The organism is Arthrobacter sp. FW306-04-A, assembly GCF_044358315.1.
In the GTDB taxonomy this organism is placed as follows: Bacteria; Actinomycetota; Actinomycetes; order Actinomycetales; family Micrococcaceae; genus Arthrobacter.
The window spans coordinates 60,234-79,895 of record NZ_CP084559.1; the positions used below are offsets into that span (position 1 = coordinate 60,234).

The 19,662-nt window shown below is 64.4% G+C and carries 21 protein-coding genes; 12 read left to right on the forward strand and 9 right to left on the reverse strand.

Annotated features, from left to right (window positions below; translation table 11 throughout):
- Positions 1-11: 11 nt before the first annotated feature.
- Positions 12-1,286, reverse strand: a complete 1,275-nt coding sequence (locus LFT43_RS00310; protein WP_395800166.1) for a LuxR C-terminal-related transcriptional regulator — start codon at positions 1,284-1,286, stop codon at positions 12-14.
- 139 nt (positions 1,287-1,425) lie between these two features.
- Between LFT43_RS00310 and hxlB the strand changes: the two genes are divergently transcribed.
- The 4 genes from hxlB (at position 1,426) to LFT43_RS00330 (ending at position 3,963) form a co-directional block, all read left to right on the forward strand.
- The gene (gene hxlB / locus LFT43_RS00315; RefSeq protein WP_395800169.1) at positions 1,426-2,079 is read left to right on the forward strand and encodes a 6-phospho-3-hexuloisomerase; all 654 of its coding nucleotides are present in this window, start codon (positions 1,426-1,428) and stop codon (positions 2,077-2,079) included.
- 54 nt (positions 2,080-2,133) lie between these two features.
- A complete protein-coding gene (gene hxlA / locus LFT43_RS00320; RefSeq protein ID WP_395800171.1) occupies positions 2,134-2,757 on the forward strand; it encodes a 3-hexulose-6-phosphate synthase in 624 nt (207 codons plus the stop codon).
- A gap of 115 nt (positions 2,758-2,872) precedes the next feature.
- Positions 2,873-3,121 (forward strand): hypothetical protein, encoded by a 249-nt coding sequence (locus LFT43_RS00325; protein WP_395800173.1) that lies wholly within the window; start codon positions 2,873-2,875, stop codon positions 3,119-3,121.
- A gap of 23 nt (positions 3,122-3,144) precedes the next feature.
- Positions 3,145-3,963, forward strand: a complete 819-nt coding sequence (locus tag LFT43_RS00330) for a glycerophosphodiester phosphodiesterase family protein (protein ID WP_395800175.1) — start codon at positions 3,145-3,147, stop codon at positions 3,961-3,963.
- Here LFT43_RS00330 and LFT43_RS00335 read toward each other — a convergent pair.
- Together LFT43_RS00335 and LFT43_RS00340 are read right to left on the reverse strand one after the other, a co-directional pair.
- Positions 3,905-5,170, reverse strand: coding sequence for an RNA polymerase sigma factor (locus tag LFT43_RS00335; protein WP_395800177.1), 1,266 nt, complete (start codon positions 5,168-5,170; stop codon positions 3,905-3,907). The genes LFT43_RS00330 and LFT43_RS00335 overlap by 59 nt on opposite strands.
- Before the next feature lie 7 nt (positions 5,171-5,177).
- Positions 5,178-5,528, reverse strand: coding sequence for a YciI family protein (locus LFT43_RS00340; RefSeq protein ID WP_395800179.1), 351 nt, complete (start codon positions 5,526-5,528; stop codon positions 5,178-5,180).
- Positions 5,529-5,660: 132 nt separating this feature from the next.
- On the opposite strand from LFT43_RS00340, the gene LFT43_RS00345 reads away from it, so the two are divergent.
- Together LFT43_RS00345 and LFT43_RS00350 are read left to right on the forward strand one after the other, a co-directional pair.
- Positions 5,661-6,821 carry a glycerate kinase gene (locus LFT43_RS00345; RefSeq protein ID WP_395800181.1) on the forward strand — a complete coding sequence of 387 codons (1,161 nt, stop codon included), beginning with the start codon at positions 5,661-5,663 and terminating at the stop codon, positions 6,819-6,821.
- Positions 6,822-7,093: 272 nt separating this feature from the next.
- On the forward strand, positions 7,094-7,558 hold the full coding sequence (locus LFT43_RS00350; RefSeq protein ID WP_395800183.1) for a GatB/YqeY domain-containing protein: 465 nt from the start codon (positions 7,094-7,096) through the stop codon (positions 7,556-7,558).
- 65 nt (positions 7,559-7,623) lie between these two features.
- Here the strand turns inward: LFT43_RS00350 and LFT43_RS00355 are convergent, their stop codons facing one another.
- Positions 7,624-8,976, reverse strand: a complete 1,353-nt coding sequence (locus LFT43_RS00355) for a uracil-xanthine permease family protein (protein WP_395800185.1) — start codon at positions 8,974-8,976, stop codon at positions 7,624-7,626.
- A 188-nt stretch (positions 8,977-9,164) separates the two neighbouring features.
- Between LFT43_RS00355 and LFT43_RS00360 the strand changes: the two genes are divergently transcribed.
- Positions 9,165-9,770, forward strand: a complete 606-nt coding sequence (locus LFT43_RS00360; RefSeq protein ID WP_395800187.1) for a malonic semialdehyde reductase — start codon at positions 9,165-9,167, stop codon at positions 9,768-9,770.
- Between the two features lie 189 nt (positions 9,771-9,959).
- Positions 9,960-10,460 (forward strand): 2'-5' RNA ligase family protein, encoded by a 501-nt coding sequence (locus LFT43_RS00365; protein ID WP_395800189.1) that lies wholly within the window; start codon positions 9,960-9,962, stop codon positions 10,458-10,460.
- 2 nt (positions 10,461-10,462) lie between these two features.
- Here LFT43_RS00365 and pgm read toward each other — a convergent pair whose 3' ends face one another.
- Complete coding sequence (gene pgm / locus LFT43_RS00370) at positions 10,463-12,127, reverse strand: phosphoglucomutase (alpha-D-glucose-1,6-bisphosphate-dependent) (RefSeq protein ID WP_395800191.1); 1,665 nt, start codon at positions 12,125-12,127, stop codon at positions 10,463-10,465.
- Positions 12,128-12,334: 207 nt separating this feature from the next.
- On the opposite strand from pgm, the gene LFT43_RS00375 reads away from it, so the two are divergent.
- Positions 12,335-12,967 carry a DUF4190 domain-containing protein gene (locus LFT43_RS00375; protein ID WP_395800193.1) on the forward strand — a complete coding sequence of 211 codons (633 nt, stop codon included), beginning with the start codon at positions 12,335-12,337 and terminating at the stop codon, positions 12,965-12,967.
- Positions 12,968-13,057: 90 nt separating this feature from the next.
- On the opposite strand, the gene LFT43_RS00380 is transcribed toward LFT43_RS00375, so the two are convergent.
- The 3 genes from LFT43_RS00380 to LFT43_RS00390 form a co-directional block, all read right to left on the reverse strand.
- Positions 13,058-14,527: a peptide MFS transporter gene (locus LFT43_RS00380; RefSeq protein ID WP_395800195.1), complete on the reverse strand. Its 1,470-nt coding sequence runs from the start codon at positions 14,525-14,527 to the stop codon at positions 13,058-13,060.
- Between the two features lie 61 nt (positions 14,528-14,588).
- Positions 14,589-16,043: an amidase gene (locus LFT43_RS00385; RefSeq protein ID WP_395800197.1), complete on the reverse strand. Its 1,455-nt coding sequence runs from the start codon at positions 16,041-16,043 to the stop codon at positions 14,589-14,591.
- Positions 16,036-16,779, reverse strand: a complete 744-nt coding sequence (locus LFT43_RS00390; protein WP_395800199.1) for a Type 1 glutamine amidotransferase-like domain-containing protein — start codon at positions 16,777-16,779, stop codon at positions 16,036-16,038. Before LFT43_RS00390 ends, LFT43_RS00385 begins: the two co-directional genes overlap by 8 nt.
- Positions 16,780-16,863: 84 nt before the next feature.
- Here LFT43_RS00390 and LFT43_RS00395 point away from each other — a divergent pair, with 84 nt between their 5' ends.
- The 3 genes from LFT43_RS00395 (at position 16,864) to LFT43_RS00405 (ending at position 18,494) form a co-directional block, all read left to right on the forward strand.
- Positions 16,864-17,190 (forward strand): rhodanese-like domain-containing protein, encoded by a 327-nt coding sequence (locus tag LFT43_RS00395; RefSeq protein WP_395800201.1) that lies wholly within the window; start codon positions 16,864-16,866, stop codon positions 17,188-17,190.
- 30 nt (positions 17,191-17,220) lie between these two features.
- Positions 17,221-18,180, forward strand: coding sequence for a prephenate dehydratase (gene pheA / locus LFT43_RS00400; RefSeq protein ID WP_395800203.1), 960 nt, complete (start codon positions 17,221-17,223; stop codon positions 18,178-18,180).
- 95 nt (positions 18,181-18,275) lie between these two features.
- Entirely contained in the window at positions 18,276-18,494 is a 219-nt protein-coding gene (locus tag LFT43_RS00405) for a hypothetical protein (RefSeq protein WP_395800205.1), read from the forward strand.
- Between the two features lie 27 nt (positions 18,495-18,521).
- Here the strand turns inward: LFT43_RS00405 and LFT43_RS00410 are convergent, their stop codons facing one another.
- Entirely contained in the window at positions 18,522-19,568 is a 1,047-nt protein-coding gene (locus LFT43_RS00410; protein WP_395800207.1) for a diacylglycerol/lipid kinase family protein, read from the reverse strand.
- Positions 19,569-19,662 lie beyond the last annotated feature (94 nt).

Below are 19,662 nucleotides of genomic sequence, written 5' to 3' on the forward strand. Positions count from 1 at the left end.
AACGGCCGGGACTATCCCTGAGTCCGCAGTCCGTGGCTGTGCGCCAAGGCAATGGCCTCTGTTCGTGAACCCACGCCGAGCTTCCTGAAGATATTCCTGACATGGAATTTAACCGTGTTTTCGCTGATGTGCAGCTTCGAGGAAATGGCCCGGTTGCGCTGTCCGGACGCCAATAGTTGAAGAACTTCCATTTCGCGCTCCGCCAGGCCCCATCCGCCGATATCGCCTGAGGGAGCTGACGGTGGATCCAGCGGCAGGACCACCTGAACGTCCGCTCCCCAGCCGGCCATGACCTCGATGTTCATGCGGCCGTCCAGTGCTGTCACTCTGCTGTTGAGCCGGGCAATGTTGGGCGAATCCGCAGCCAGCTCACCCAGGCCGTCGTCGCGCACATTGATGAGGAGGTTCACGCCGTCGCAGTCCCATTGCACCCGCACACGCCTCACCGCGGGTTGCTCCACGATGGCCAGTACCAGACCCCGCACGATCGCCCGGGCAGCATGGGCTACTTCGCCGGGCAAGGCACGGCCGTTGACCGGTGGCTCGATGAACTGGATGTCGAGCCCGCTGAAGTGCATGAGTGGCCGCAGGTCCTCCCGGAGCCTTTCAAACGCGGTGGCCACAGGCTCTTCCACGAGATCCGATGTGCGGTCGCTCAACGTCCGCAGATTGACGAGGGAGGTAGCGGCGAGATCCGTGACGGCCTTGCGGGCGGCAGCGTCGTCGAGGGAGCCCGATCGTAGCGCCGCCAACATAGTCTCCAGCGTGGTGGAATGCTTGTCGACGAGTTCGGCCGTGACGCGGAGCCGCTCGGCGGAAGCCGCGCGGGATTCCAAGAGGTACGACGGCGGCGCGTCCGCCACCTTCTCCTGGATGCGCCGCGCCGTCAGTTGCCACAAGTAATCGAGCATCCGCAGCGCTGACTCACGCTCCAACGGTTCTTCGGGCAGGACCGGTTCAGTAAGGGTCAGCAGCGCATTGGTCTTGGACGTCAAGGCAAGAACGGGACGCTGGCCTCCGGCGATGGTCGCCTCTCCCTTCCAGGCCTCGCCTTCGGCAACACGGGAGCGCAACTGGTCCAGTTCAGGAATGGAGACGCGGCTGATGATGCCCTCCGCCCCTGCCTTCTTCTGGGGCCGGCCAGTGCAGTCCTCGGTGAAAATGACCAGCGCGCTGCTGCCCACGTAGGGCAGCGCCGCTTCACGAAGTCGCTCGGCGATGCTCATCAACGGGGCGTTCGCTAGTTCGGCAACCGCTTCCATGAGGGTCCACGTGCTTGGAGTCATCCCGCCACTTTAGCTTTATCGTCACGATCTTCACTACCCAAACGGATAGCAAGGACTGCCCATGCTCAGCGTTACGCCTATCCGTTCAATCCTGAACGATTGATTCAAACGGAGCAATCAACTGAGCAGGAGGTAACGCATGACCACCACCGCAGAGACTGTCCACGCCGGATCGGACCAAGATCGCATCCCGGCTCGCGGCGCCCAGGACGTCGACCTACGCCAAGACATTGACCTGAGCCTGGCCCTCGTAGGTAGCGAGATAGCGGAAACCGCCGCTGAAGTGGACCTGCGGCAGCTGTCCCGCCTGGCCACGGAAATCCGGACCGCGGGGAACTCGGTCACCGGCCGGATCTTTGTTGCAGGAGCCGGCCGCAGCGGCCTTGTGCTCCGAATGGCTGCGATGCGCTTGATGCACCTCGGCTTCGACGTGCACATCGCCGGGGACACCACGACGCCGGCTATCCGCTCGGGCGACCTCCTGCTGCTTGCCTCGGGCTCCGGGACGACCTCAGGCGTCGTGCGCTCTGCCGAGACCGCCTCCAAAGCCGGCGCCAGGATTGCTGTGTACACCACGAACGCAACGTCCCCGCTCGCGGAACTGGCCGACGTCGTCGTCATCATTCCCGCTGCGCAGAAGACAGACCACGGATCTGCAGTGTCCCGCCAGTATTCCGGCAGCCTGTTCGAGCAGGTGCTTTTCCTTGTTGCCGAAGCAGTCTTCCAGACCTTGTGGGACAACGACGCAACCCCGGCCGAGGAACTCTGGCTCCGCCACGCCAACCTCGAATAGCCCTTGATTTCCCCTCACCAACAACACAACAAACTACGGAAAGAGACCCCCTCCATGAAGCTGCAAGTCGCTATCGACGTCCTCACCACCGAAGCTGCCCTCGAGATCGCGGGCCAGGTGGCCGAATACGTGGACATCATCGAACTCGGCACTCCCCTCGTGAAAAGCGAAGGCCTGTCCGTAGTGACCGCCATCAAGAAAGCCCACCCGGACAAGATCGTCTTCGCCGACCTCAAGACCATGGACGCCGGCGAGCTTGAGGCCGACATCGCTTTCAAGGCCGGCGCAGACCTCGTTTCAGTGCTCGGCGGCGCAGACGACTCCACCATCGCCGGTGCAGTCAAGGCGGCCAAGGCACACAACAAGGGCATCGTGGTGGACCTGATCGGCGTTGCGGACAAGGTAACCCGTGCTAAGGAATCCCGGGCACTCGGTGCCAAGTTCATCGAGTTCCACGCCGGCCTCGATGAGCAGGCAAAGCCGGGCTACAACCTGGACGTCCTGCTGAGCGCCGGCGAGGAAGCCCGTGTGCCGTTCTCCGTGGCTGGCGGCGTGAACCTCTCCACCATCGGAGCCGTCCAGCGCGCCGGAGCGGATGTCGCCGTCGTCGGCGGTTCCATCTACGGCGCAGACGACCCCGCGCTGGCCGCGAAGCAACTGCGCGCCGCCATCATTTAGCAGCACTTTCCAGCCGGGCCGGCCCGCTCACGTATTACACAGCTTCAGTCCAACTGCCGTTCAACTTGCCCCCATAGTCTTTTGCCATTCGATACCGAACAAATATGGGGACAAGATGGCAAAGAGAAAGACGACCGGGTGGCCCGACGCTCCGGTTCGCCGCGCAGCGCCGGCTGAACATTGGAAGCAGTTGCGCCGCGGGGACCGCGTGAGAGTCAAGGTCGCGCCGGGGTTTGAGAACCTCGGACAGGTGGACGCCGTTTCCGGTGACCACAGCGTTGTTTGGGTAAACCTCGATGGCGGCCGCGGCCGCACCCTGGTGCACTGCGGCGACGGCGTGGAGATCGTCCCGCAGGAATCCTGACCGGATCAGCCTGCCGCGCAGCTATGGGCCGCCCCGCCGCGGGTTACGCTACCCGTGTGAGCCTGAACTTGCCTTTCTTCAGCCGTCCTGACGGACAAACCGCGCCGCTTGGCTTCGCGCATCGCGGGTTTTCGCCGGACGGACTCGAGAACTCGGCCTCGGCTTTCAGGGCCGCGCTCGAGCTTGGCTTCACGCATCTGGAATCCGATGCACGCACTTCCGCCGATGGGGTGGTGCTCCTTTTCCATGACGAGACGCTGGAACGCGTCACGGACCGCCACGGCCGGATCTCCAGCCTCAGCGCTGCTGAGGTTGCCGAGGCACGCATTGGCGGCCGCGAAGCGGTTCCCCTCTTCGCAGACATCCTTGCCGAATTTCCCGAGGCCCGGCTGAATATCGACGTCAAGGACTGGCACACCGTCAAAGCCCTCGCCGGGGTCATCGAGCAGCTTGACGCCCATGACCGCGTGTTGATTGCTAGCTTCTCCGATCGCCGGCGTCGTGCTGTCCTGCGCCTGCTCGGCCGTCGTACGGCATCCTCGGCGGGCATCGTCTGCAATGCCGTCTTCACCCTTCTGGGACCGCTTCTTCCAGAGCGATGGCTGGCGAAGATTCTGCACGACGTCGACGCCCTCCAAGTGCCGGTCCGCTACGGACCCTTGACGGTGGTGACTCCCGGTTTCGTGCGGAGGGCGCACCGGATCGGGCTGCAGGTGCACGTCTGGACGGTCAACGACTCCGCAGAGATGGCCAGGCTGCTGGATATGGGCGTTGACGGGATCGTCACCGACCATGCGGATCGTCTGAAGTTGGTGCTGCAAGGCCGGGGGCAGTGGTGGTGAGCGCCCGGGCCCGCGCGTCCAGGAAGTCGCGCTCGGCTTCGTTGGCTGTGCGCGCCTGCGCGGCGCGGTAAGCGGCGACAGCTTCGTCGTCGCGGCCGAGGTGCCGGAGCAGGTCCGCCCTCACGGCGTGGAACAAGTAGTAGTTGCCCAGCTCAAGGACGTCGACGGCGGCAAGACCCGCGGCGGGTCCTTCCACCTCAGCGAGGGCCACGGCTCGGTTCAAGGCGACCACCGGCGTCGGCTCCAAGGCCAGGAGTTGTCCGTACAGCGCCAGGATTTGACGCCAATCGGTGTCCTCCGGCCGGGCGGCATCGCTGTGCACGGCGTTGATGGCAGCCTGCAATTGGTACGGTCCGGGCTGGTTCCTCTTCAAGCATTGCCGCACCAACAGTTGTCCCTCGGCAATCAGCCTGGTGTCCCAGCGGCCGCGGTCTTGGTCCGCGAGCAGTACCAGGCCGCCGTCGGGAGTTGTCCGGGCGGCACGCCGGGAATCGAGAAGCAGCATGAGGGCCAAGAGCCCCTTGGCCTCGGGTTCATCGGGCATAAGGTCCACGATGAGCCTGCCGAGACGAACGGCCTCGCGGCAGAGATTTTCGCGCACCAGTCCGGCGCCCGAGCTCGCCGCGTAACCCTCATTGAAGACCAGGTAGACCACGGCCAGCACCGACTTCAGCCGCTCAGGCAGTTCGGCCCCGGTCGGCACCCGGTAGGGGACGTGTGCGTCGCGGATCTTGCCCTTCGCCCGCACCAGACGCTGGGCCATGGTGGGCTCGGGCACCAGGAACGCGTGGGCAATTTCGGCAGTAGTGAGCCCACTCAAAAGTTTGAGCGTCAGCGCCACCTGGGCAGCCCGGTTGAGGGCCGGGTGGCAGCACGTAAAGATCAGCCGGAGCTGGTTGTCCTCCACCGTGTCCACCTCGATTGCTTCGGTTTCATCGCCCTGCAGGAGCGCCACTCGGGCGAGTTTCTCCCTGCCGGAAGCCTCGCGGCGCAGCCTGTCGATGGCGCGATTGCGGGCGGTGGTGATGATCCAACCGGCCGGGCTTGGCGGCAGTCCGGTGTCCGGCCAGCGGGCCACGGCCTCGGTGAATGCATCCTGGACCGCGTCCTCGGCGGCGTCGATGCTGCCTAAAACGCGGACCAGGACGGCCACGGAGCGTCCATACTCTTCGCGGAATATTTGACCGATCTCCGAAATATGGACCATGGGGAAACTATTCCCGGTAGCCCGCGAAGGGCCGGACTTCGATTGGCAGGGTGGTGGCTTGGGCGGCTTTGCGTCCCCACTCAAGTGCCACGTCCAAGTCCGGGGCTTCGATGACCCAAAGCCCGCCCACGTGTTCCTTGGCCTCGGCGAACGGACCGTCGGTCGTGAGCACTTCGCCGTCGCTCACCCGCACCACAGTGGAGGTGCTGGCGGGGTGCAGCCCACCTGTGAAAACCCAGGCGCCGGCGTCGTGCATTTCCTGGTTCAAGACGTCAAGATCGGCCATGATTTTGTTGAGGACGTCCGGTTCCGGAGTGGGGCCGTCAGGTTGGTAGATGCTGAGCAGATAGCGTGACATGACTGTTCCTCCTTGGGATGTGGCGCAGGCACCTTGCCCGCGTCTCACCCTCTATACGAACGGCGCGAGCTGTTTTCGACATCTCCACGCACGAATCTGCGAAAAGCTTAGCCCCGCTGGCAGGATGGGAGGATGCGCATCCTGATTGCCCCGGACAAGTTCAAAGGTTCCCTCACTGCTGCCGAGGCAGCATCGGCCATGGCCGAGGGGGCATTGCGGGTGTATCCGGATGCCGTGGTGACACAGTTCCCCATCGCCGACGGTGGCGAAGGAACGCTCGAAGCGGCCGTCGCGGCGGGGTACGAAGAGCGGATCAATGCAGTCGTCGGCCCCATTCTCAAGCCGGTGGGCGCCGCGTGGGCCATCCGGCAAAATGCCTTCGGCGGAGCCACCGCGGTGATCGAAACAGCACAAGCATCCGGATTGGCGCACATGGAGCCGACGCCGGAGAACGCCTTGCGCGCCCACAGCTACGGCTGCGGCCAACTCATCGCAGCGGCCCTGGATGCCGGAGCCACGGAAATTGTGCTCGGCTTGGGCGGTTCCGCGATGTCCGACGGCGGCAGCGGCGCCTTGCGCGCCCTCGGGCTCAAACCCCTGGATGCGGCCGGGAACGTGGTTCCGCTTGGCGGAGGCTCGCTCGCCGACGTCGTATCCCTCGACCTCTCCGGGCTGGATCCGCGGCTGACCGCGGTGAGGTTCCGGATCGCCGTCGACGTCCAGAACCCGCTCTTTGGCGACGACGGCGCGGCGCATGTTTTCGGTCCGCAGAAGGGCGCGGACCAGGACGCCGTGGAACTGCTCGACGCCGGCCTGCGTAACTGGGCGTCCCTGCTGCGGGAAGCGGGCGGACAGGACGTCAACGTTCCCGGAGCTGGCGCGGCGGGCGGATTCCCGGCGTCGTTCTTGGCCTTCACACGGGCGACGCTGGAAGGCGGTTTTGCGCTCGTGGCGGGACTGACGGGTCTTCCTGAACAACTCGGCGGCGCGGACCTGGTGATCACGGGCGAAGGCTCCATGGACTCGCAGTCGCTGACGGGCAAGGCGCCCATCGCCCTGGCCGATTCGGCCCACGATCACGGCATTCCGGTGATTGTGGTGGCGGGCAGGATTCTGGTGACCCCCGAGGAACTCGCGGGCCATGGGGTGGTGGCCGCGGCACAGTTGCTCGACATTGCTAGATCTAGGGACGCAGCGCAGCGCAAAAACGGACTGCCCGACGCCGATGACGCCGTAGCGAATGCCGCCAAGTACCTCGCATGGGCTACGAGCCAGGTGCTGGAAGGGGTCTAGATCGCGGAATGTCGGCCCGCGGGACATGCCCCCCGGTGGATGCGAAGAATGGACATAGTGCGAATATGTCCATTGCTCACAGCTAAGAGGGGGCATGCTCGGTGCTGGATTGCGGGGTTACTCGGCGTCGTCGCGGGGCAGATAATGAATGTACAAGTCTGGGCCTGACTCCAGCCATGCACCTACGATGCGACGACCCTGCGAGGGACGCCGTCACCCCCTGCCGGGCTGGCAGCCGGCCAGCACGGCATCATCGAATCGAGGAGCACACCATGTCCACCTTGAAGGAGCGGCTGCACGCAGACGTCGTGAGCCACATGAAGGATGGCAACCGCATCGCCCTGAACGCCACGCGCAACGTCCTTAGCGAGATTGACACCCGTGAGAAGGCCGGCCAGACGCCGATCCACCTGGATGACGCCCAGGTCACGGCTATGTTGCAGAAGGAGGCTTCCCAGTATCACCAGGTCGCCCGCCTTTACGAGGAGGCCGGAGAGTCCGAGCGTGCCACCACGGAGATCGCGGATGCCGAGGTAATCGAGGCCTATCTTCCGAAACCGCTGACCGCCGAAGAAGTCGAGTCCATCGTTGACGAGACCATTGCCTCGCTCAAGGCCGACGGCGTGGAACTGTCCCTTATGCACATGGGCTATGTCATGAAGCCGGTCTCCGAAAAGGTCGCTGGGCGCTTCGACGGCAAGGCAGTCAGCGAGATTGTCCGCAGTCGCCTGTCATAGCTGTGTGTTCGGCGGGGAGGGAAACCTTCTCCGCCGAACACGTGAATTGTCCCGAGGAAAGGCCTCTACCCCTTCTTCCGGCTCCTCTTTGCCGCCGCATTCATCGCTGCCTTCGCCGCCGGCGGCAGCCCTGCCGTCTCCATCTCGGGCTCGGCGACGGTACCGCGCCAACGCGCCAGGCCCTTCATGCCGTGGTAGACCACCAGGGCGGCTGCCGAACCCAGCGCGATGCCCGTGAACTTCAGTTCCCCGATGGTCCAGGTGTAATCGGCAATCCCAATAATCAAAGCGACCGCGGCCGTGGTCAGGTTAATGGGGTTGGAGAAGTTGACCTTGTTCTGCACCCAGATCTTCACGCCGAGGACGCCGATCATCCCGTACAGCATGGTCGCGGCCCCGCCCAGAACGCCAGCGGGGACGGTGGCGATGAGTTCGCCGAACTTGGGCGAGAAGCTCAACAGGATGGCGAAGGTCCCCGCAACCCAGTAGGCCGCCGTCGAGTAGACCTTCGTGGCCGCCATGACGCCAATGTTCTCGGCGTAGGTGGTGGTGCCGGAGCCGCCGCCGAATCCGGCGAGGACCGTCGCGACGCCGTCGGCCATCAACGCGCGGCCAGAGACGTCGTCGAGGTTTCGCCCCGTCATCGCTGCCACAGACTTCACGTGCCCTACGTTCTCGGCCACAAGCACCAAGACAACCGGCACGAACAAGCCCACGACGCCGAGGTGGAACTCGGGCGTCTGGAAGTGCGGCAGGCCGATCCACGAGGCTGAATCCATTTTGGAGTAGTCCACTTCACCGCGCCCCATGGCGGTGACGTAACCCACCACCACACCCACCAAGATGCTCAGGCGGCCCAGAATGCCGCGAAAAAGGACGCTCACAAGGATGATCGTCACGAGCGTTACGAGGGCGGTGATCGGGGCCTTGTCGAAGTTCGCCTTCGCGGCCGGCGCAAGGTTCAGCCCGATTAGGGCAACGATCGCGCCGGTCACGATGGGCGGCATGGTCCGGTTGATCCATTCGGCGCCGAACTTTTGCACCACCGCACCGACAAGCGCCAGTACGACGCCGGCAAGCACCACCCCGCCCAGCGCACCGGGAACGCCGAACTGCTGCTGGGACGCCATGATGGGAGCGATGAAGGCAAAGCTCGAGCCAAGGTAGCTAGGTACGCGGCCCTTGGTGATGACCAGGAACAACAGGGTGCCGATGCCGGAAAAGAGCAGCGTGGTGGCCGGCGGCATCCCCGTGATGATGGGCACCAGGAAGGTGGCTCCGAACATCGCGACGACGTGCTGCATGCCGACCCCGATGGTCAGCGGCCACGCGAGCCGCTCCTCGGGCGCCACTACGTGTCCGGGCCGGATCGTCTTGCCGTTGCCGTGCAGCTTCCATTTGGTTCCGAGCATGCTCATCGACGGGAGCCTTCCCTGAAAGTTGTGATTGTCCGGGTGCAACCTTACCGCCCGGACCGCCCGCCGCTTTCGCTGTGTGGAACGTCACGTGGCTTCCTGGGAAGAGGCGAGGGGAAGTTGAAGTTGCAACCATGGAAAGCACAAGCGCCCGGCCCTTAATGGCTGCGGGCCCAGCGAAAGGTACGCGAATGACAATCGCCCATGAAGAAGCAGTGATTGACGCCGCAGCAGTCGACGCCATCTTTGCCGAAGCCCGCACTGCCAACTCCTTTGCCGGTGAAGTCTCCGAAGAGCAGGCCCAGGCCATCTACGAACTGACCAAGTTCGGCCCGACGGCGTTCAACTCCCAGCCCCTGCGCGTCACGTACGTCCGCTCGGACGAAGCCCGCGCCAAGCTCGTCGAAGCCCTCTCCCCGGGCAACAAGGCGAAGACCGCCTCTGCCCCGCTGGTCGCCGTGCTCTCCTACGACACTGCCTGGCACCAGCAGTGGGACAAGTTCCTTCCCGTGTACGCCGCCCCGAAGGCCATGTACGACGCCGACCCCGAGTTCACCGCAACCACGGGCAACAACAACGCCCACCTGCAGGCCGGGTACTTCATCCTCGCGGTCCGCTCCCTCGGCTTCGCTGCCGGCCCCATGACCGGCGCCGACTTCGCCGCGATCGACGCCGAATTCTTCCCTGCCGGGGACCAGAAGAGCTTCCTCGTGGTCAACATCGGCCAGCCGGGTCCGGACGCCTTTGGTGAAGCCAAGCCGAAGTTCGCGTACGAGGACGTTGTCCGCACCGTCTAACGCCCCCGCCCCATGTGACCCTCGATCACTTTTGGCGACCTTTTCGCCGCCGGCGCTCGCTCACGTCTTGTGAGCGAGCGTCGGTGCTTAAGGCCGGATATGTGATGGAGGGTCGGTGTTTCTAGCCGATAAGTGAGCGAGCGTTTGCCTCGACAGGCTCTCTCCCACCTGCGGTGGCAAAATTTCCTTATGCGGAACCTGATTCTGGTGGCGTTCGTCGAAGCGGTGACTGACGGGTTGGTCTTTCCGCGCAGCGACTGGCCCCTGCACATCACCTTGCTGAGGTTCGACGTCGAGCCCTCCGATGGTGACGACGTCGCCACTCGTCTCAGCGAGCTTGTTTCAGCGCCCGCGCTGGGTGCCCTCGGGGCGGAACTTTCGGTGGGGCCAGACGCCGGATTCGGTCACCAAGGTTCCATCCGGGTCAGCCTGGTGGACCCCCATCCCATTTTGCAGGGCTTGCACGAGGAACTGTTCGACGCCATGGAGAGCGTTGGAGGGCGCGCGGCGACCCCGCGCTACGTCCTTGACCACTACCGTCCGCACATTTCGCACCACGACGGCAAGCGTCCCAAGCCGGGTGACGCCGTCGTGCTCGACCAGATCGCGCTGGTGGACATGGCGCCGGAAGGCAACCACACGATCCGCAGGATCCTGAAGCTGTGGCGCCTTCCGGCGGAGTCCAGCTAGCGTTAGGAAATCACGCCGTCCACAAGCGCCTTGGCCTCTTCCTGGACCTGCTTGAGGTGGTCGGCGCCCTTGAAGGACTCGGCGTAGATCTTGTACACGTCCTCGGTTCCGGAGGGACGGGCCGCGAACCAGGCGTTCTCTGTGACCACCTTGAGCCCGCCGATTGACGCGCCGTTGCCGGGGGCTTCGGTCAGTTTGGCGATGATTTCCTCGCCCGCCAGCGTGGTGGCAGTAACGTCCGACGACGAGAGCTTGCCGAGTGCGGCCTTCTGCTCGCGCGTGGCGGCAGCGTCGATCCTGGCATAGACGGGCGAGCCGAACTGGTCCGTGAGGCCCTTGTACAGCTGGGACGGCGACTTGCCTGCGACTGCCGTGATCTCCGATGCCAGGAGGGCCAGCAGGATGCCGTCCTTGTCGGTGGTCCAGACGCTGCCGTCGCGCTTGTTGAACGAAGCACCCGCAGACTCTTCGCCGCCGAAGGCACCCTCGCCGGAGAGCAGGCCCGGCACGAACCACTTGAAGCCCACCGGAACTTCCACGAGCTTGCGGCCCAGCCCTGCGGCCACGCGGTCAATGATGGAGGAGGACACCAGGGTCTTGCCGACCACGGACTGGGGGTTCCAGCCGGTCCGGTTGCGGTACAGGTAGTCGATCGCGACGGCGAGGTAGTGGTTCGGGTTCATCAACCCGCCGTCGGGCGTCACGATGCCGTGGCGGTCGGCGTCGGCGTCGTTTCCGGTAGCGACGTCGAAGGCACCCGTGCCGGCCGACGCGCTGTCCGACATGCGCTTGATGAGTGAGGCCATGGCCGACGGTGAAGAGCAATCCATGCGGATCTTCTCGTCCCAGTCGAGGGTCATGAAGGCCCATTGCGGGTCAACGGTGGGGTTGACCACCGTGAGGTCCAGCTGGTGACGCTCGCCGATTTCACCCCAGTAGTCCACGGATGCGCCGCCCATGGGGTCTGCCCCGATGCGGACGCCGGCCTTGCGGATCGCGTCGAGGTCCAGGACGGCCGGGAGATCGTCCACGTAGCTGCTGAGGAAATCGAACTTGCCGGTGCCCTCCGCTTTGAGCGCGTCGTTCAGCGGAATCCGTTTGACGCCGCGCAGACCGTTTTCCAGGAGTTCGTTGGCGCGGTTGGCGATCCAGCCTGTGGCATCCGTGTCGGCAGGGCCGCCATGCGGGGGGTTGTATTTGAATCCACCGTCGGCAGGAGGGTTGTGGCTCGGGGTGACCACGATGCCATCCGCCTGGGGCTGCCCCGGGCCGGCCTCATTGTTGTACTTCAGGATCGCGTGGCTGAGCGCCGGGGTGGGCGTGTAGCCGTGCCGCGCGTCGATCAGGACGTTGACGCCGTTGGCGGCGAGGACTTCAAGGGCGGAATTCTGCGCTGGTTCGCTCAGCCCGTGGGTGTCCTTGGCCAAGAAGAGAGGGCCGGTGATGCCCTGGCCGGCACGGTATTCCACGATCGCTTGGGTGATGGCGAGGATGTGCCCTTCGTTGAACGAGGCCTTCAGGCTCGAACCCCGGTGTCCGGAAGTACCGAATGCAACACGCTGGGCGGGATCACTGAGATCCGGCGTCACGTCGTAGTACGCGTCAAGAAGAGCGGTGATGTCTACAAGGTCCTGGGGAAGGGCAACAGTGCCCGCACGGCTAGCCATTGACCCAGCATGCCAGACGGTCCGGCGCGCTTGAAGAGAAAAACCACTATTGCGGCGCCTATGACATCGTATTTCCGCTTCGCTAACGAAGATTCACTACCCGTTTACCGGAGTGCGGCACGGGGTTTGGGAGTTGGGGCGCCGGGAGCTTATGTGCGCCTTGGCTCGGCGGTAGGCTGGCAGAAAGACTCACGAGGGGGATTTTCCATGACAGACCAGCCAGCTAAACCCGAGAACGCCCCCCAGGGTGATGAACCGCCCAAGGGCTACGAACCGCCGTCGTTTGGGCCGCCGGTACCCGAAGCCAGCGAAAACCCGTACGGCGAACAGCCGTTTGCCTCGCCAGCTGCTCCGGGCCCTTACGGCCAGCCCGAAACGCAGCCCCAAACGGAGCCCCAACAGCAGCAGCCGCAGGAACCGTATGGTCAGCCCCAAGGCGGTCCGGCCCAGTTCGGGCAACCCGCTTATGGACAGCAACCGGCATATGGCCAGCCCGCTTCGCCTTATGGTCAACCTCCCCAAGGCCAGCCTGCATACGGGCAGCCCGCCAGCCCCTACGGCCAGCCCGCCTACTACGGCATGCCCGTCGAGCCGAAGGGCCTGAGCATCGCCAGCATGTGCTGCGGCATCGCCGTCTTTGTGGGCTTTGGCTTCTTTGTCCTTCCGCAAGTAGCCGCCGTGATCCTCGGGCACATGGCCCTCAAGAGGGAGCCGGCGGGTAAAGGCATGGCCATCGCGGGCCTCGTGATGGGTTACCTGGGCATTGTTCTCGTGATCATCTTCTGGATCTTTATCGCCGTAATCGCCACCACGGCTTCGCGTTACAACTACAACTACTAGCAACGACGACGACGACGGCCGGCGCGCCTGGTGGGAATCCCGCCAAACGCTCCGGCCGCCGTCGTTGTATGAGCTTTCCTTGTTAAGGGACTAGCGGACGCCGCCCATCAATTTCTTGATGGCGGGCGAGCCGGCAGCCAAGGCCACCGCGATCACAACGGCCGTGCCACCGACGCCAAGGAAGTAGGGCAACTCGTCGGCCGGGTTGTAAAGTCCAGCCAGGATGCCGGCCAGCGCGGTGCCGAGGGACACCGAGAGGAAGAACAAGGCCACCATCTGGGTGTGGAACGCCTTGGGGGCCAGCTTGGTGCTCACGGACAGGCCGATGGGGGACAGGAACAACTCCGCCAAAGTGAAGAGGAACAGGATTCCCACCAGCACCAGCAGGGGTGTCTTTCCGGCGCCCGTCAGGGGGATGAAGGCCAGGAACGCCAGGCCCATGACGAAGAGTCCGGCAGCGAACTTGATGGGGGATCCCGGCTGCTTCGGACCAAGTTTTGTCCACAGGGCAGCCATGACGCCGGCAAAGATAATGATGAATACAGGGTTGATCGACTGAATCCAGGCGGCCGGCATCTCCCAGCCGAAGAGATTGCGGTCCAGCTTCTCCTCCGAGTACACGGCAATGAACGTGAACTGCTGCTGGAAGAGCGCCCAGAACGCTGCTGACGCGATGTACAGCGGAATGAACGCGACAACCCGTTTGCGCTCAAACGGCGTGACCTTCTTGCTTCTGAAGATCAGCGCGAAATAGATCACCGAGGCGACAATAGCGGCGTAAGCCATGCTGCGGGCCAGGTTGCCCGGATTCACCACGCCGGTCAGCAGCAGAACAGCGATAACGACGGCGATGCCCAGGAAGATCAGCCCGTAGCGCCTCCGTTGTGCCAAAGGAAGGGGGTTCGGGACGCGGTGCGCTTCTTCAGGGAGCTTGTTGCGGCCCAGTGCATAGACGCCCAGGCCGATCGCCATGCCGACTGCGGCTGCGCCGAAGCCCCAGTGGAAGCCGCTGCTTTCCTGCAGCCAACCCGTAACGAGCGGTCCGATCAGGCCGCCAATGTTGATGCCCATGTAGAAGATGGAGAAGCCGGCGTCACGGCGTTCGTCCTTCTCGCCATAAAGGGTGCCAACCAGCGCCGTGGCGTTCGCCTTGAGGCCACCGGACCCAACGCCTACCAGTACCAAGCCTGCTACCAGGCCGGGGATGCCGGGCAGGAGCGCCAGCGCTATGTGGCCGGCCATGATCATGATGGCCGAGCCGAACAGTACCCGTTCCGAGCCGAAAATCCGGTCCGCCAACCAAGCGCCCAGGATTGTGGAGAGGTACACGCCTCCGCCGTAGGCGCCAACCAGTCCGGCCGCGAGCGACTTGTCGATCGCGAGTCCGCCCTGGTCCGCGGTGAAGTACATGTAGTACAGCAGGATGCCCTGCATGCCGTAGAAGGAGAAGCGTTCCCACATCTCCACGGAGAACAGGCTGGCCAGCATCTTTGGGTGGCCGAAGAAGGACGTATCGCCCGTGATTTTGGCGGGCGCCGCCGTGTCTAGAGATGTGCTCATTTATCCCATGCTGGCATTGACGACGCATTAAGTCATATTTCCGGATTCCCTGGACAAACGTTCAAAGGGGCCGGACGGCCGTTTTTTCCCGAGCTTCAAGCTGTGCTGCGAGCTGCAGGAGCAGGAGCTCGGATCCCGGTTTTCCAATGAGTTGGATTCCCATCGGAAGCCCCTCGCGGGGCGTCGCTCCGGTCCAGTACACGGGCAGCGTGATTGCCGGCAGCCCGCACACATTCACCATGGAGGACCAAGGCGCAAACTCGCACTGCTTGCGGTAGTCATCGTCCGCGTCGCCGGGCCAGTCCGGGGCAGGCCACTGCTCTCCACCGGGGTCCTTCCCGGTGAACCAACCCACGGGTCTTGGCGTCTGCGCCAGCGATGGCGTCAGCACCAGGTCCCACTGCGCGTACTGGATAACGGTGTCGTGAGTGAACTGCCGCAGGAAGCTGGTGGCCTCGTTGACCTTCGCCGCGCTCCGTTGTTGCGCTCGACGCCGGAAGGTCCGGGTCAGCGGGGTCAGCAGGGCCTCGCGCTGTGGCAGGATGCGGGCGCTTCCGACCCCGGCGGTCCAGGCAGCGGTGAACGCTTCCGGATAGCGGTTGTCGTAGCGGATCTCGGCGTCGAACACTGAATGGCCGGCGTCCGTCAGCAGCTTGATGCCCGTGTTGAGGGCATCCAAGGCTTCCTGCTCCGGGGTGAAGGGAAAGGTGGTGGACCATGGGCTGTCCAAGCTCACGCCGATGCGCAAAGCGGCCGGCGCTTCTCCAACGGCCGCAAGGTAACCCCGTTTTGGCTGGCTTACGCGTGGAACCAAGGCGTCCATCATGAGCGCGGCATCCGCTGCGGAACGCGCCAACGGCCCGGCAACCACCAAGCGCGCGGCGTCACCGACGCTTTCGCCAGCGGGCACCAAGCCGCGGCCCGGCTTTAACCCCAGAAGGCCACATGCCGCAGCCGGAATACGTATGGAACCACCGCCGTCGCTCCCGGGGGCGAAGGGAACCAAGCCAGCGGCAACCGCGGCAGCGCTCCCTCCTGATGATCCGCCAGAGCTGCGGCTCAAGGCGTGCGGGTTGCGCGACGGCGGTGCGATGCGGTTTTCGCTGTAAGCCGTCAGCCCGAATTCCGGAACCTGGGTCTTGCCCAGTGAGATCGCGCCGGCGCCCTTGAGCGTAGCAGCGAGGGCTCCGTCCTCAGGTGCGGGTTTGCGGTCCAGCGCCGCACTGCCGTGGGTGGTCGCGACTCCAGCAACATCGGTGAGGTCCTTGAACGCCAGCGGCACACCATGCAGGAGCGGAAGTTCTGCTCCTTTGCCGTGCTGGCGAACATAGCTTGCATCGGCCGCCCGGGCGTCGAGTATCGCTTGGTCCGCCGTCACCGTGACGAAGGCGCCCAGCGCGTGGTTGTCCTTCGCGATCCTCGCAAGGAAGTGTTCCGTTGCCTCAACAGCGGACAGCTGGCCCGATGCCAGGGCTTCGCGCAACGCCACGGCGCCGAGTTCGTGGATCTTACCCAAGGAAACGGGATTCCAAGCGCTCTTCAACGGCCACAGGGTTGGCGGAATCCCCGGCCGCCGCGGTGACCCGATACGCGGCCTTACCCCTGACTTCCGCAACTACGTCCACAAGTTCCGTGCCGCGGTAGACGAGCCCGACGCCGTCGTCGGTGCAGTGCGTTTCCCCCAGGACCCCTCCGGCAACAAGGCGATGGACCAGCGGCCGCCGGCCCGGCTCGGAGTCATAGTGGACGCCGTTGGCGAAAGGGAGGAAACCGAGCCCATTGGTCACGGCGCGCAGTTCAGGGCCGTAGGAATCCGTGGTGCCACCCCGGAACCAGCAAATTGAGCCTGCGGACACCCCGGCCAGGACCACTCCCTGTTCCCAGACGCGCCTCAGAATGCCGTCCAGTCCATGTGCGCGCCATACGGCCAGCAGATTGACTACCGAACCGCCGTTGACCCACACCACGTCCTGTTCCAAAAGGTAGGCCTCGGGGTCGCTGTAATTGGGCATCGTGAACAGGTTCAAGTGGCTGAAGTCGAAACCGGAAACCCGGGAGGCCTGGTCCAATTCCGCGGCGAACCAACGCTGGTCTCCGGATGCTGTGCCGATATGCGCCACTCGCGGGGCTCGTCCGCTTACACCGGAGAGTTCGACCGCGTGGTGCACCAAGAGATCGAACTCCATCCTGGTGCGATGACCGGACATGTACCCGCCGGACGTGGCAAGGATGGTGGGCTCGCGGGCGGCCAAGTGGCCTCCTCCCCGTCTTGTGTGGTCGCGGTGTTTGCAACGGTAGGCTTGATTGTAGATCTGAATCAACTGGAGGGAACTCACGTGAGCGATTTCGAGACAGTGCCTGTCGGCGATGTTCCGGCCGAGGCGAAAATCTTGGATGTCCGGGAGGACTACGAATGGGTGGCAGGCCACGCTGAGGGCGCCCTTCACATTCCGCTTGACCAGATCCCGGCGCGGCTTGACGAACTTGATCCCGACGATGACCTCTTTGTCATCTGCCGCACGGGCGGGCGGTCCTACCGGGCCGTTCAGTGGCTCGTGGGGCAGGGTTACACCGCCACGAACATCGCCGGTGGCATGGACATGTGGTTCGAGTCCGGCCGCCCCATGGTTTCTGAGAACGGCCTCAAGCCGGTCGTCCTCTAGCCGCGACGCATACCACCTAAGGAATATTTGATGTCGGCATCCGCGCTCACCTACACCTTCCTCGGCCCGGAAGGCACCTTCACCGAGGCAGCACTTCTGCAGGTCCCCGGCGCGGCCGAAGCCAACAGGGTGCCGTGCACCAATGTGAACACGGCCTTGGAGCAGGTTCGGCGAGGCGAGGCGGACGCGGCCATGGTGCCGATCGAGAACTCGGTGGAAGGTGGCGTAACAGCCACCCTGGATGCAATCGCCACCGGAACTGAACTTCGGATCATCAGTGAAGCCCTGGTGCCCATCACGTTCGTCCTGGTTGCGCGCCCCGGCGTGAAGATTTCAGACATCCGCCGGGTCTCCACCCACGGCCACGCGTGGGCCCAGTGCAGATTGTGGGTCGACGAAAATATCCCCAATGCGGAATACGTGCCGGGATCCTCGACAGCGGCTGCCGCCGTCGGGCTTCTCGAAGGTGAGGCGCACTATGACGCGGCCATCTGCGCCCCCCTGGTCGCCGCCGAACGGCCCGGCTTGAATGTCCTCGCCGAGAACATCGGCGACAACCCCGGCGCGGTCACCCGCTTCGTCCTGGTCAGCCGGCCCGGTGCCCTGCCCGAACGCACGGGCGCGGACAAGACCACCGTCGTCGTTCCACTCCCGGAAGACCGCCCCGGTGCCCTGATGGAGATCCTGGACCAGTTTGCCACCCGCGGAGTCAACCTCAGCCGGATCGAGTCCCGGCCCACCGGACAGTACCTGGGACACTACTTTTTCAGCATCGACGCCGACGGCCACGCCTCCGACGCCCGCATAGCCGATGCTTTGGCGGGCCTGCACCGGATCAGCCCGGCCACCCGCTTCCTGGGTTCCTACGCCCGGGCAGACGCACAACAAACGTCGGTTGCTCCGCACACTTCCGACGCCGCCTTCGCGTCCGCGCATGCGTGGGTTCGCGGCATTCTGGGCGGGGAATCCGCTGCGCAAAGCGTTGGATAATTGACTCTTCAACCCCTATCGCGTGGATAAAACTGTGCGTATGCTTGCTTGATCCACAATTGATGGACGCATGCCCCTAACGGAGGGAGCGGGCCATGTCGGGAAATAGCAATGACACCAGCGGCCAGGGAATGATCGTCAACCCGAAGCCCAAGGCGGACAATCAAGACTGGGACGGCGACGACGCCGACCGTGCTGATCGCTTGCGCTTTGAAGAAGAGCAGGCCATGATCCGCGAGCAATCGGAAGCGCGCGCAGCCGCCAAGGCCCTGGCGGAACACAAGGCAGCGGAAGCGGCGAAGAACGCCAAGTAGCGTCCCGCGCTATCGCACGCACGCCGGTTATTGCACGCGAACCAGAAGAGAACGCGGCTCCACCTTGACGGTGACCTTCGTGGCCTCACCCGAGGGATCACCGTCAAGTTGCGTGGCCATAGGTTCGTTGCTCTGGATGACCACCTTGCCCGAACGGTAGAAGTTCATGACCGGAAGGTTTCGGTTGTGCTTGAACAGGATCTTGGCGTACACGGCGAGCCAGCCGATGGCGCTGCGGGGGCTCATCACCACAACGTCGAGGACGCCGTCGTCGATCATGGCCTCGGGAATGAAATCGATGCCGCCAGGAATCAAACCGCAATTGGCGAACAGGACGCTGCGGATCTTCCGCGACTGCTCGGGTTCGTCGTCCATGGCGATCGTGACTCTCTTGCGTCGGCCGGGTAGGTGGCGGACGCCCGCCTCCGTGTAGGCCAGCCAGCCGACTGCCTTCTTGAGGTCATCGTTGGTGTCACCCACAACCTCGGCATCCAGGCCCATGCCCGCAATCACCAGGAAAGCATGTTCCGACGAGGCACCCGTCCGCTCATTGAGGATGGCCATGCGGGCCGTGTCGATGTAGCGCTGGTGTCCGAAGAGGGCGGTGTGGACGTTCCCCCGCAGGTCGTTGACGTCCAGGTTCACGTTGCGTGCCAACAGGTTTCCGGTCCCCAATGGAATCAGGCCCATCGCGACATCGGTGTGTGCGAGCGTCTCTGCCACCACGCGGACGGTGCCGTCGCCGCCGCCCACTAGTACGACGTCGGGCCCATAGGCCAGGGCCGCCTTCGCTTGTGAATAGCCGGGATCGTCCGCTGTCGTGTCGAAGAATCGGGGTTCGTCCCAGCCGGCAAGATGGCAGGCTTCCCGGATGATCCTCCGGGCGTCTTCGGCCTTGGCCTTAACAGGGTTGAGGATCACGGCGACCCGCTGTAAACCGGGATCGGGCTTGTGCGCGTCTTCGCGCACGGCGCTGCGGGCGTGCCTGGCCCTGAGCCGGCGCACACCCCACCAACTGGAGACGGCGAAGACCACGCCCCCAGCGAGAATCGCGTACAGGATCCAATCGCTCATTGTGATTCAACCCTATCCCGCCGCGGGGTGCAGCCGCGTATGCAGAAGGGGGCGCCTGCCGCCGTCGAGCGCTGGCCACAGAGCGGCGCCCTCA

Excerpts from the sequence above, each read along its gene's own strand:
- LFT43_RS00310 (WP_395800166.1), bottom strand. The coding sequence starts at position 1,286 with ATGACTCCAAGCACGTGGACCCTCATGGAAGCGGTTGCCGAACTAGCG.
- hxlB (WP_395800169.1), top strand. The coding sequence starts at position 1,426 with ATGACCACCACCGCAGAGACTGTCCACGCCGGATCGGACCAAGATCGC.
- hxlA (WP_395800171.1), top strand. The coding sequence starts at position 2,134 with ATGAAGCTGCAAGTCGCTATCGACGTCCTCACCACCGAAGCTGCCCTC.
- LFT43_RS00325 (WP_395800173.1), top strand. The coding sequence starts at position 2,873 with ATGGCAAAGAGAAAGACGACCGGGTGGCCCGACGCTCCGGTTCGCCGC.
- LFT43_RS00330 (WP_395800175.1), top strand. The coding sequence starts at position 3,145 with ATGGGCCGCCCCGCCGCGGGTTACGCTACCCGTGTGAGCCTGAACTTG.
- LFT43_RS00335 (WP_395800177.1), bottom strand. The coding sequence starts at position 5,170 with ATGGTCCATATTTCGGAGATCGGTCAAATATTCCGCGAAGAGTATGGA.
- LFT43_RS00340 (WP_395800179.1), bottom strand. The coding sequence starts at position 5,528 with ATGTCACGCTATCTGCTCAGCATCTACCAACCTGACGGCCCCACTCCG.
- LFT43_RS00345 (WP_395800181.1), top strand. The coding sequence starts at position 5,661 with ATGCGCATCCTGATTGCCCCGGACAAGTTCAAAGGTTCCCTCACTGCT.
- LFT43_RS00350 (WP_395800183.1), top strand. The coding sequence starts at position 7,094 with ATGTCCACCTTGAAGGAGCGGCTGCACGCAGACGTCGTGAGCCACATG.
- LFT43_RS00355 (WP_395800185.1), bottom strand. The coding sequence starts at position 8,976 with ATGAGCATGCTCGGAACCAAATGGAAGCTGCACGGCAACGGCAAGACG.
- LFT43_RS00360 (WP_395800187.1), top strand. The coding sequence starts at position 9,165 with ATGACAATCGCCCATGAAGAAGCAGTGATTGACGCCGCAGCAGTCGAC.
- LFT43_RS00365 (WP_395800189.1), top strand. The coding sequence starts at position 9,960 with ATGCGGAACCTGATTCTGGTGGCGTTCGTCGAAGCGGTGACTGACGGG.
- pgm (WP_395800191.1), bottom strand. The coding sequence starts at position 12,127 with ATGGCTAGCCGTGCGGGCACTGTTGCCCTTCCCCAGGACCTTGTAGAC.
- LFT43_RS00375 (WP_395800193.1), top strand. The coding sequence starts at position 12,335 with ATGACAGACCAGCCAGCTAAACCCGAGAACGCCCCCCAGGGTGATGAA.
- LFT43_RS00380 (WP_395800195.1), bottom strand. The coding sequence starts at position 14,527 with ATGAGCACATCTCTAGACACGGCGGCGCCCGCCAAAATCACGGGCGAT.
- pheA (WP_395800203.1), top strand. The coding sequence starts at position 17,221 with ATGTCGGCATCCGCGCTCACCTACACCTTCCTCGGCCCGGAAGGCACC.
- LFT43_RS00405 (WP_395800205.1), top strand. The coding sequence starts at position 18,276 with ATGTCGGGAAATAGCAATGACACCAGCGGCCAGGGAATGATCGTCAAC.
- LFT43_RS00410 (WP_395800207.1), bottom strand. The coding sequence starts at position 19,568 with ATGAGCGATTGGATCCTGTACGCGATTCTCGCTGGGGGCGTGGTCTTC.